The organism is Enterococcus alishanensis (assembly GCF_019218635.1).
GTDB classification, from domain to species: Bacteria; Bacillota; Bacilli; order Lactobacillales; family Enterococcaceae; genus Enterococcus_A; species Enterococcus_A alishanensis.
The window spans coordinates 621,462-633,663 of record NZ_JAHUZB010000002.1 but is presented as its reverse complement, the minus strand read 5'-3'; the positions used below and the strand labels follow the sequence as shown (position 1 = coordinate 633,663).

Annotated in this window: 8 protein-coding genes and 1 pseudogene; 4 read left to right on the top strand and 5 right to left on the bottom strand. The window is 36.1% G+C overall.

Going from position 1 to position 12,202, the window contains the following annotated elements; all coding sequences use genetic code 11:
* Positions 1-31 precede the first annotated feature (31 nt).
* Positions 32-616 (top strand): ribosome biogenesis GTP-binding protein YihA/YsxC, encoded by a 585-nt coding sequence (yihA, locus tag KUA55_RS06645; protein ID WP_218325395.1) that lies wholly within the window; start codon positions 32-34, stop codon positions 614-616.
* Between the two features lie 47 nt (positions 617-663).
* On the opposite strand, the gene KUA55_RS06640 is transcribed toward yihA, so the two are convergent.
* On the bottom strand, positions 664-813 hold the full coding sequence (locus tag KUA55_RS06640) for an SPJ_0845 family protein (RefSeq protein WP_218325394.1): 150 nt from the start codon (positions 811-813) through the stop codon (positions 664-666).
* 136 nt (positions 814-949) lie between these two features.
* Here KUA55_RS06640 and KUA55_RS06635 point away from each other — a divergent pair, with 136 nt between their 5' ends.
* Entirely contained in the window at positions 950-2,278 is a 1,329-nt protein-coding gene (locus tag KUA55_RS06635; protein ID WP_218325393.1) for a hypothetical protein, read from the top strand.
* Between the two features lie 70 nt (positions 2,279-2,348).
* On the opposite strand, the gene KUA55_RS06630 is transcribed toward KUA55_RS06635, so the two are convergent.
* The 4 genes and pseudogenes from KUA55_RS06630 to KUA55_RS06615 all read right to left on the bottom strand — a co-directional run bounded on the left by KUA55_RS06630 (position 2,349) and on the right by KUA55_RS06615 (position 7,700).
* Positions 2,349-4,277, bottom strand: coding sequence for a PTS fructose transporter subunit IIABC (locus tag KUA55_RS06630; RefSeq protein WP_218325392.1), 1,929 nt, complete (start codon positions 4,275-4,277; stop codon positions 2,349-2,351).
* Positions 4,278-4,288: 11 nt separating this feature from the next.
* On the bottom strand, positions 4,289-5,203 hold the full coding sequence (gene pfkB / locus KUA55_RS06625) for a 1-phosphofructokinase (RefSeq protein WP_218325391.1): 915 nt from the start codon (positions 5,201-5,203) through the stop codon (positions 4,289-4,291).
* Positions 5,200-5,952 carry a DeoR/GlpR family DNA-binding transcription regulator gene (locus KUA55_RS06620; protein ID WP_218325390.1) on the bottom strand — a complete coding sequence of 251 codons (753 nt, stop codon included), beginning with the start codon at positions 5,950-5,952 and terminating at the stop codon, positions 5,200-5,202. The genes pfkB and KUA55_RS06620 overlap by 4 nt, the downstream gene beginning before the upstream one ends.
* Positions 5,953-6,058: 106 nt before the next feature.
* Positions 6,059-7,700 (bottom strand): annotated as a pseudogene (locus KUA55_RS06615) (ClC family H(+)/Cl(-) exchange transporter).
* A gap of 147 nt (positions 7,701-7,847) precedes the next feature.
* Between KUA55_RS06615 and pcrA the strand changes: the two are divergent.
* Together pcrA and ligA are read left to right on the top strand one after the other, a co-directional pair.
* Positions 7,848-10,082, top strand: a complete 2,235-nt coding sequence (gene pcrA / locus KUA55_RS06610; protein ID WP_218325389.1) for a DNA helicase PcrA — start codon at positions 7,848-7,850, stop codon at positions 10,080-10,082.
* Positions 10,083-10,130: 48 nt separating this feature from the next.
* Positions 10,131-12,155 carry an NAD-dependent DNA ligase LigA gene (gene ligA / locus KUA55_RS06605; RefSeq protein WP_218325388.1) on the top strand — a complete coding sequence of 675 codons (2,025 nt, stop codon included), beginning with the start codon at positions 10,131-10,133 and terminating at the stop codon, positions 12,153-12,155.
* Positions 12,156-12,202: the final 47 nt, after the last annotated feature.

The window sequence follows — 12,202 nt, the reverse complement described above, 5'->3', positions numbered from 1 at the left end:
AAATTTATACCATTGTATAAAGGAGAAAATGATGAAAGTTCATAATGCAGAAATTGTTATCAGTGCCGTTGCTCCCAAGCAGTATCCTGAAAGTCAACTACCAGAAATTGCTTTAGCGGGACGTTCAAATGTAGGCAAATCTTCATTTATCAATACACTGATTAATCGAAAAAACTTGGCGCGAACTTCCAGCAAACCTGGCAAAACTCAAACATTGAATTTTTACCTAATTGAAGATAGTTTATATTTTGTAGATGTTCCTGGTTATGGTTATGCGAAGGTTTCAAAAACGGAGCGAGCAAAATGGGGGAAAATGATTGAAACGTATATTACCAGTCGGGAACAATTGCGGGCAGTTGTCTCTTTAGTGGATATGCGTCATGACCCTAGTGTCGAAGATATTCAGATGTACCAATTTTTAAAATATTATAATATTCCAGTGATCGTTGTTGCTACAAAGGCCGATAAGATTCCTCGGGGAAAATGGAATAAGCACACAAGTAGTATCAAGAAAAAATTAGATTTTGATGGAAATGATGATTTCATTATTTTTTCTTCTGAAACAAAAGAAGGAAAAGAGGCTGCTTGGACGGCAATTGAAAGCTATCTAAAATAAAAAGACTGACATTTAGCCAGTCTTCTACTAAAGTAAGTCGAACTGACTTACTTTTTTTTATTTTTTTTTTTATCTTTGTCTTCTGGTTTTAAAAATTTTTCGACATCTTTATTGCTCTGTACTTTTTTTTCAGGGTCAACAGCAAAATTTTCAAAAAGTTTATCTAAATCATTGGTTCTTTCAAATTTTAAGCCCATGATTTCACCTCCATAATTTCAATATTAGTTTAGCACGTTTATTTAAAAAAACAACTACCAAAAAAATGAGCATTACTTTTTTAGGAACTTTTAATAAATTACGCTATACTATAAGTAGTAAAAGGAGGGATCAGCAATGGAAAAGACGGAATTATTGTATTGTGTAAACCACCTAGATCATTTAGAAGATGGTAAAATCCAAGAATTTGTCAGAGATTGGGTAATCATGTCTCGCTTATTGCTGGAACCTGTTGAAATGGTCGTTGATGGCGTAAGACAGCCTTTTGATTTAATGGCTTTACATCAAATGATTGATTTGCTACATGATAAAGAAGATTGTCGGATACGATTAATAAAAGGACCACATGAGACGACGTTGCATATTTTAGGTCATAGTTTAGTTGAAAAAACGTTAATAGATCATCAAGTCTTTAAATATTGGGAGTTAATCTATTTTGATTACTTAAAAGGGCGGGTAAAGGATTATGGCGTGTTTGGCTATATGCGGTCTTATGATGAATTTCTATATCATAATGTCAGTGATCTGCAAAAACGACAAGCTTTTCAAGCGAGTGAAGAAATTGATAAATTACCAAAAATGAAGACAATTGATGGAGAAATAATTATCGACTGTAATCAATTTTCAGGATACGATGTTTTTTATAAAGGCTTTTGTTTAACTTCCTGTTGGCGCGTTTTCTTTGGACCAGCATATCAACAATTTTTTCCGCAACAATTACTCTTAGAAATACAGCAAGTTGATCGAGCCGAAAAATTAGGTAAAGGTATTTTTATCGAAATTTTTAAAAATCCATTACATTGGGCTGAAGTCAGCAATCTCCATTATCAAAAGATGTTTCGTAACCAGCTGGGTATTGCGCAACTTTCTTATACCAATGGGGTAGGAGTGTTAGAACAACCCTTTATTGAATTTGCCTTTGAACAGTCAACCGTTCAAACGGTGCAGTATCAAAATGATTTATTTCAACCAATCGAAAAGAAGAAAGCGACTTTTTTCGTAACAAGAACCTATGATTATTTAAAGGATGATTATTCTGTTACTAGAATGAAGGGGAGTTTGAATGCACTGGCCTATTTTCCTTGGATTGATAACGAGAACAAACAAATGATGAACTTTAAAGTACTTTATCCAGAACTCACAATTGATCAGGGAGTAAGCGCTTATCGGTATTATATTGAAGACTATTTAGATGTTAAAATTACAGATTTACAATTAAAAAATTTTTTACCAGTACTGCAATTTTTTGTACCAAGACAATCAATCGAAAAATTTCCATTGAATGAATTGAAACAAGCTATTCCAGGCATTTCTATTCAAGAAGTAAAACAAAAAACTGAGGGCATCTCTTTATTACTTAAACATGAAAGTCAAAACTTGAAAGTCTTGTTTATCCCGCAAAAATTTGAAACTAAGGAAAAGCAGATGCGTATTATAGACGTATAAAAAAAAGCTTGAATTTTGTAGCGACCTAGTTTGAACTACTAGAGTCGCTAAATTTTTCAAGCTTTTTTGATTATTCAGTTACAGCTGAAGCTGCTGGTTTTTTAACTAATCCATAGATCACACCAGAGACGATGGCGCCAATCGCAATAAAGATTAAATAGAGTACTGGATGACTTAATAATAGAACAACGAAGATTCCGCCGTGAGGGGCTAATAATTTAATACCGAAAGCACCGACTAGTCCACCAGTTAAAGCAGAACCAACTACGAAACTTGGAATAACACGAATTGGATCGGCTGCAGCAAAAGGAATCGCACCTTCTGTTACAAATGATAAGCCCATTACGATATTTGTTAAACCAGCATCAATTTGGCTTTTTTCAAATTTACTTTTGAATAAACGAGTTGCCACGAAAATTGCTAAAGGAGGAACCATACCGCCAGCCATGACTGCTGCCATGACGATTGAACCGCCAGTTGCAACTGTTGAAGCAAGCGTTGCAGTACCGAATACATATGCAGCTTTATTAATTGGTCCACCTAAATCGACTGCCATCATGCCGCCTAATAAAGCGCCAAGTAAGATTGCATTTGATCCACCTAGACCAGATAAGAAACCATTTAGACCATCATTGATAGCTTTCATCGGTACATTGACTAATAACATTAAAAATCCAGTAATCAGTAATCCAAAGAATGGATAGAATAAGATTGTTTTAATACCGTCTAATGATTTTGGTAAGCCTTTAAAGACTTTTTTCAAGAAGACAATCACATAACCAGCTAAGAAACCACCAATTAAAGCGCCTAAGAAACCAGCACCACCTTGATTAGCTAAGAAACCAGCAGCAAAACCACCAATTAAACCAGGACGGTCAGCAATACTTGAAGCAATAAATCCGGCTAACACAGGTAACATGAAGGTAAAGGCAGATTGTCCAATTTGATTGAACCAACTAGCCACTTGGTTATAGTTACCTAAGTTTGCTAATTCAGCGGAAGGAACGCCAATAAATTGATCAATCATGAATGACAAGGCAATCATAATTCCGCCACCAATTACGAATGGCAACATATGAGAAACGCCGTTCATCAAATCTTTATAAATATTTTGTCCAACTGATCCACTTTCTTCTGTGGATTGAGAAGCGGTTTCTGATCCATCGCCTTTAAAAGTTGGTGCATTACCACTTAAAGCAAGATTGATTAATTCTTCTGGTTTACGAATGCCATCTGAAACCGGACGGTTGATTAATTCTTTTCCAGCAAAACGATTCATTTCTACTTTTTTATCTGCTGCAACGATAACGGCATCAGCACGAGCGATATCTTCATCAGTTAATCGGTGTTTGATTCCTTCTGAACCATTTGTTTCAACTTTAATATCAACGCCCATTTCTTTCGCTTTTTTCTTTAAAGCATCTTCTGCCATATATGTGTGGGCGATACCAGTAGGGCAGGCTGTAACAGCAACGATATAGCGACGATTAAAATCTTTTAACTCATTTTCTGCCGCTTCTTCAGCTTTTTCTTCTGCTTCTTTGGCTTTTTCAGCTGTATCAAATAAATTTTGAACTTCCTCAGGTGTGTTAGCTTCTTTTAATTGTGCGACAAAATCAGGATCAATTAATAATTTCGAAAGAGAAGCTAAGGCTTGTAAATGCGTATCATTTGCACCTTCTGGAGCAGCGATCATGAAGAACAAGTAGCTTGGTTGACCATCAAGAGCTTCGTAGTCTACGCCATTTTTACTTTTAGCAAATAAAACTGTGGCTTCTTTTACAGCACTATTTTTAGCATGGGGCATTGCAATACCATCGCCTAGACCAGTTGAAGTGAGTGCTTCTCGTTTAAGAATACCTTCTTTGTAAATTTCTACGTCAGAAATTCTACCTGCATCGTACATTTTTTGGACCATTTCATCAATTGCGCCTTGTTTATCAGTTGCTTTTAAATCCATGATCATTGCATCTTTTACTAATAAATCTTTGATATCCATTTTTTCTCCTCCTATTTCACCTTAGTAATAATAACTTCAGGTAATAATTCTTGAATGAAATCAGCTGTTGCTAAATCATCTGAAAATGTCGTTGCACTGCCGCAAGCGACGCCCCATTTAAATGCTTCAATTGGGTCTTTCGATTTAACAAAAGCACCAACAAAACCAGCAATCATTGAGTCACCAGCACCAACTGAATTTTTTACTGAACGTTTTAATACATTAGCTGAGTAAACGGCATCGTCAGTAAATAGTAAAGCACCATCACCTGCCATTGAGACAAGTGCGTGTTTTGCACCAGTAGCTAACAATTTTGCACCGTACGGGAAAATATCTTCCACTGAATCAAAAGTTGTCTCGTATAATTCAGCCAATTCGTGATTGTTAGGCTTCACTAAAAGTGGACCGCTTGGTAAAGCATCCATTAAATCTGCTCCAGTAGTATCAATCACAAATTCAGCACCAGTTGACTTAATCACTTCTATTAATTCTTGGTAAAAGCCGGTTGGCACACTGGCTGGTTTACTACCAGATAAGACAACTACATCATCTTTGGTGACATCTTTTAAAATTTGTTTTAGATGTAACATTTCTGCAGTTGAAACATCTGGGCCTAAGCCATTTATTTCAGTTTCTTCAACTGCTTTTAGTTTTATATTGATACGCGTATCGTCACTGACTTCAGTAAAATTGGTTTGAACATTCTCTTCTTTTAGCCAACCTTTAATAAAGCTTCCAGTAAAGCCGCCGATGAAACCTAAGGCAGTAGAAGGAACATTGATCCTTGCCAAAATTCGTGAAACATTAATTCCTTTTCCGCCAGGTAATTTAAAATCATTTTTCATGCGATTGATATCGCCAATCTTCAACTGATCTACATGTACAATATAGTCAATAGAAGGATTTAGTGTCACTGTATAAATCATACAGAAACCTCCTTAATAGTAGTTTGTTTAGCGATGTCAGTGTAAAGTTCAGTCGGACATCGATCAGTGAGAATGATTGCTTCAGAAAGTTTAGTAATTTGAACAAATGTTGTTTGATTAAATTTAGAATAATCTGCCAAAATAAATGCTTTTTCGGACTGTTGGATAGCTAGTCGTTTTAGTGCTGCTTCTTCAGGATCTGGCGTGGTGTAGCCGGTTTTTATTGAAATACCATTAGTTCCGACAAAGGCTTTATCAAAACGATATTGACTCAGTTGCGCCATCGCTTGAGAGCCGATAACAGCATCAGTTTTTAATTTGATTCGGCCGCCTAAAACAATTGTGTTGATTTGATGTTCAACTAATTTTGCAGCCAGACCAACTGAATTGGTCACAACAGTGACGACAATATCTTTTAAATAAGGAATAAGTTCGATTGTTGTTGTTCCTGCATCTAAATAAATAATATCGCCATCATCAATTTCTTGACTGGCTAATTTTGCAATTGCTTGTTTCTGTTGAATGTTTTTGAATGATTTTTCAGAGAAGGCAGGCTCATCATCTAAAAATTGCATTTTCGTTGCACCACCGTGAACTCGCTTTAAATGACCATCATCTTCTAATTCTTGCAAATCACGACGAATGGTTGACTCTGAAGCCTGTAAACGATTCATTAAATCTTGAGATTTCACAACATTATGTTCATCTAATAATTCTAGTATTTTTTTTCGTCGCTCTTCTGTAAGCATTTCCATTCCTCCTCAAAAACATCATAGCACAATTAAATGACCTAATCAATCAAAAACATTCAAAAACGTCCATAAACATTTTTAAGAAAAAAACCAATGATTACGGTCATTGGTTTAGTTGCGAATAGGTTGTAATTGATTTTCTGATGTTAGATAGATTACCTTCGTCGGTTAAAATCATTAAAATATCGCCGGCTTTCATGACGGTATCACCATGAGTTAAAAGTTCATTTGATCCACGTAGAATCGAGATTAGTAACATTTCTTGTGGCCAATTAAAATCGCGAACCAAGATACCATCTAAATTACTCTCGGCATTAACAGGAAATTCAAAAACTGTTTTAATACCAGTAATACTGGGACTATTGTGTTTAACCAAGCGTTCCAACAGAGATTCATAAATCGGGTTACCACCTAACCAGTCATTCATAATATATGCACATAAGGAACAAACGGCTAAAGGCATCAAATGTGTTATGTTGCCGACCATTTCTGTAACTAGAATGATGGCGGTCAATGGTGCTTTTCCAATCGCAGTGAAGTATGCTGCCATTGCAAAAATTGCAAAATCACGAATATAGATACTTTCAACGCCAAAAAATTGATGAATTAAAGTGCCGTATATGGCGCCTATAATAGCTCCTAATGTCAAAATCGGTAAAAATATTCCTCCTGGTAAGCTTGCTCCATAAGAAATCATCGAAAAAACAAAACGCAAAAGAAATAAGCCTAATAAAAATTGCATCGAGAAGTTGTTTAGACCTAAAGAAATAATAATTTGATTCCCACCACCAAGATAGTGAGGGAAAAAAATTCCAATGGGAATAATTAGGATAAAAGGAATCAATCCGTATAAAAATTCTGGTAAATGTGTTTTTTGATACCAACTAGCTAAGGACAATAGTACCTTTTGATAGATGAAGCCAAATATCCCTAGTAAGGCACCTAAAAGAATTAAATGTCCATAATATTTTAAAGGTAACGAAGGGACTTCAGAAAAAAATAGAACCGGTTTTAAACCAAAAAAATTTAATGAAATAAGATTGGCACTTAATGCAGCAGTTAAGGATGTAATCCACATGAGTGGTGAAAAGCTATGATGAATTTCTTCGAGAACAAATAATAGTCCAGCCACGGGTGCATTAAAGGCAGCTGATAATCCGGCAGCAGCACCACTGGAAATGAAAATTTTCTTTTCAGCTGGGGTGGCTTTAAAAAAATGCCCAAATCCTTGGCCAACTGTTGCTCCTAGCTGATAATCCGGCAGCAGCACCACTGGAAATGAAAATTTTCTTTTCAGCTGGGGTGGCTTTAAAAAAATGCCCAAATCCTTGGCCAACTGTTGCTCCTAGTTGAATAGACGGACCTTCTCGACCTAGAAATAAACCTGAGCCAACTGAGAGGACACCTGTTAAGAATTTTTTCCATAAGACAGCGAACCAATTTTGATGGATTTCCCCCTGTAGTTCTCCTTCAACTTGCGGAATCCCGCTTCCTTTAATATCAGGCTCCGATTGAACAATTTTCCCAACAAAAATTGCACAAAATATCATGAGAATCAGCCAGGGAATGATGTACCAACGGTGAATTTGCAAAAATAAATAAATCCCAACAATTTTTTCACCTGCTACCTCAATCAATAATCGAAAGAGACTTACGATGATCCCAGAAATACCACCAATGATTAATCCTTTTAAAATGAATACTAATTTTGTATGATCTAATTTTTTTATTTCGTGTTCTTTCATTTGTTTCACCTCCTAATGCCTTATTTAATTTAGCTCTGTTTTTTCAGAAATTCAAGAGAATATTTCATAAGTTAAGGGTTGTCAGTTTTATCCCTCTTTTTTAGATGTTATAATGGGTGAGATTGAAATGATGAAAGGAAGTTTTGCATGCCAAATAAGCAAGAACTTTTAACTGGACTTAATCCAAAGCAAAAAGAAGCGGTGCTTCATACAGAAGGCCCGCTTTTAATTATGGCTGGCGCCGGTAGTGGGAAGACGCGGGTTTTAACTCACCGTATTGCCTACTTAATAGAAGAAAAAGAAGTTAATCCTTGGAATATTTTAGCGATCACTTTTACCAATAAAGCTGCTCGTGAAATGAAAGAGCGGGTCAATGCTATTTTAGGAAAAGGTGGGGAAGATGTCTGGGTTTCAACTTTTCACTCCATGTGTGTGCGAATTTTAAGAAGAGATGTCGATGCGATTGGTTATGACCGGAATTTCACAATTTTAGATGGCTCTGACCAACTCTCCTTGATGAAACGTATTTTAAAGGATCTTAATATTGATCCAAAAAAATATGATCCCCGTTCAATTTTAGGGACGATCAGTAATGCGAAAAATGAGTTAATTACACCGGATCAATATGCTGAAATGCAAGGCTCTTTTTTTGAAGAAATTGTCGCTCGGTGTTATGAATCTTACCAAAAAGCTTTGCGTAATAATCAAAGTATGGACTTTGACGATTTGATTATGAATACAATTCGGTTGTTTTCTGAACATGAAAATGTCTTAACTTATTATCAAAATAAATTCCACTATTTGCATGTGGATGAGTATCAAGATACGAACCATGCTCAATACACTTTGGTTAATCTTTTAGCCGCTCGTTTCAAAAATTTATGCGTTGTTGGTGATGCGGATCAAAGTATCTACGGTTGGCGTGGTGCTGACATGCAAAATATTTTGGATTTTGAAAAAGATTATCCTAATGCCAGTGTGATTTTATTGGAGCAGAATTATCGCTCTACACAAAATATTTTACAGGCAGCCAATGAAGTAATTCAAAACAATTCTAATCGGCGGCCAAAAGATTTGTGGACTGATAATCAATCAGGGGAACAAATTACTTATTATCGTGCTGACAGTGAACGAGATGAAGCACAGTTTATCGTTAGTGAAATCCGTAATCAAATGCATCAAAATAATCGTAATTTTAATGATTTTGCAGTGTTGTATCGGACCAATGCACAATCTCGTGTAATTGAAGATACTTTAGTTAAAGCTAATGTTCCTTATACTATGGTGGGTGGTCACAAGTTCTATGATCGCAAAGAAATCAAGGATATTATTGCTTACTTAAATATTATTAATAATCCAAGAGATGCGGTGAGTTTTGAGCGAATTGTCAATGTACCAAAGCGGGGAATTGGTCCAAGCTCAGTTGATAAATTACGGGAGTTTGCAGCTATTCATGACTGGTCTTTGGTAGAAGCTGCTCAAAATGTCGATTTAGCTAATATATCAGGTAAAGCTGGTCGCAATTTGGCTGAATTTGGAGAAATGATTCGCCAATTCCAAGAAATGATTATTTATTTGCCAGTGACGGATTTAGTAGATCAAATTTTAGAAAAAACCGGTTATTTAGCCGAGCTGAAAAATCAGCGTACTTTAGAAGCAGAATCGCGACTAGAAAACTTAGAGGAATTTAGATCTGTTACGCAAGAATTTGATAAACGATCTCAGCAAGCTGTTGAGGATGGTGATCAACCAGAAGAAAAACTAGCCGTCTTTTTAAATGATTTAGCTTTGGTTTCAGACTTAGATGATTATCAAGAAGAAAGCGCACAAGTAACATTAATGACACTACATGCCGCAAAAGGATTAGAATTCCCAGTGGTCTTTTTAGTCGGAATGGAAGAGAAAATTTTTCCATCAAGTCGTTCTTTAATGGAAGAAGCGCAATTAGAAGAAGAACGTCGTTTGGCCTATGTTGGGATTACACGAGCAGAAAACCAATTGTACTTGACTAATGCTTTTTCACGAACTTTATATGGTAAGACTCAATACAATTCTCCCTCTCGTTTTGTGGCAGAAATTGATGACAGTCTATTAAACCAAACGGGTATTCAGGCGCAACCAACAAAATCAAATAGTCCATTCCAATCTTATCAAAAACCCAAGTATCAGCATGCTACCAAACCAGCAGTTCAAAGTAAACAAGCTTCTGGTGGAGAAAATGTAGCTTGGCAATTAGGTGATAAGGTTGCCCATAAAAAATGGGGAACTGGTACTGTCGTAAAAGTTAGTGGAAATGCTCAAGATATAGAATTAGATGTTGCATTTCCCCAACAAGGAATTAAACGTTTATTGGCCGCCTTTGCTCCAATTGAAAAAATTTAATTAAAAATGTGTCAATAAATTACTTAAGCAAAATAACAGGAGGTTACTATGGCTGAAATGACTTTCCAACAAGCCGAAGAAAAAAGTAAAGTATTGCGAGAAGAATTAAATCAATATGCGCATGAATACTATGTAGAAGATAAACCTTCAGTGGAAGACTATGTTTATGATCAAAAATATCAAGAATTGGTAGATTTAGAGACTCAATATCCTGACTTAATTACCGAGGATTCACCCACGCAACGAGTAGGCGGTGTGATCTTAGCTGGATTTGAAAAAGTTGTTCATGAGACGCCACTTTATAGTTTGAACGATGTTTTTAATAAAGAAGAATTGGTGGCATTTGATGAACGAGTTCAAAAAGCAGTGGGGCATCCAGTTAGTTATTGTTGTGAATTAAAAATTGACGGTTTATCCATTTCTTTAAAATATGAAAATGGCCGTTTTGTCCAAGGGGCAACTAGAGGAGACGGTACTGTTGGAGAAAATATTACTGAGAATTTGAAGACTGTAAAATCTATTCCATTAACTTTACCTGAGGCTTTGTCAATCGAAGTTCGTGGAGAATGTTACATGCCGAAAGCTTCTTTTGTTAAATTGAATCAGAAAAGAGAAGAGGAAGGCAAGGAAGTTTTTGCCAATCCACGAAATGCGGCAGCTGGAAGCTTACGTCAATTAGATACTCGAGTAGCCGCCAGTAGAAATTTAAGTACTTTTCTTTACACTTTAGCTGATTTTGGTCCGCTGGCTGCTACAACTCAAGATGATGCTTTGAATGAAATGAGTCGTTTGGGTTTCAAAGTCAATCCAGAGCATCAAGTTTATAACACGATTGATGAAGTTTGGGCTTATATTGAAAGTTACCATGAGAAAAGAGCTGATTTAGCTTATGACATTGATGGGATTGTAATAAAAGTGAATGAATTCTCTTTGCAAGATCAATTAGGCTTTACCGTCAAAGCGCCTCGTTGGGCAGCAGCTTATAAATTCCCACCAGAAGAAGCTGAAACAACTTTAAATGATATTGAATGGACAATTGGTCGAACAGGTGTAGTAACACCGACTGCAATCATGACGCCGGTTCGCTTAGCTGGAACAACAGTCGCCAGAGCAAGTCTTCATAATAGTGATTATATTAAAGCAAAAGATATTCGGATCAATGATGTGGTGCGTATTTATAAAGCGGGAGATATTATTCCTGAAGTTGCACAAGTGATTTTAGATAAACGACCAGATGATAGTCAACCTTATGAGATTCCAACCCATTGTCCGGTTTGCAACAGCGAATTGGTTCATTTAGATGAAGAAGTTGCTCTACGTTGTATTAACCCAAAGTGTCCAGCGCAAATTAAAGAAGGTTTGAGTCATTTTGTTTCTCGAAATGCAATGAATATTGATGGCTTGGGACCAAGAGTGTTAGCACAAATGTTTGACAAGGGCTTAGTTACTGATGTAGCTGGTTTATATAACTTAGATAAAGAGCGGCTCCTGACACTAGATAAGATCAAAGATAAATCTGCTGAAAATATTTTAAACGCCATCGAGGCAAGTAAAAATAATTCAGTTGAACGATTATTGTTTGGCTTAGGTATTCGTCATGTAGGTGCAAAGGCAGCTGGTATTTTAGCAGAACATTTTGGCGATTTAGCTCATATTGCAAAAGCTAGTAAGGAAGAAGTCATCACCTTAAATACTTTAGGTGAGACAATTGCGGATAGTTTAATTACTTATTTTGAAAATCAAGAAGTCCATGAATTAATGGCGGAATTAGAAAAATACGGGGTGAATTTAACTTATCTAGGTGTTCGTCAATCTGATTTAGAAGAAGTCGATTCAGTATTTAAAGGAAAAACAATCGTTTTAACTGGTAAATTGACTGAGTTTACTCGAGAAGAAGCAAAAGAACAAATCGAACAATTAGGTGGTAATGTCACTGGGAGTGTGTCGAAGAAAACTGATGTTGTTGTAGCAGGTGAAGACGCGGGTAGTAAATTAACCAAAGCGCAAAATTTAGGTGTGACTGTTTGGAATGAGTCACAGCTGGTTGATGCATTAAAGGATGCACAAACTTAACAAAAACTCATATTTTTTTCAGAAAGACAGTTGACGATAGCAAGAAC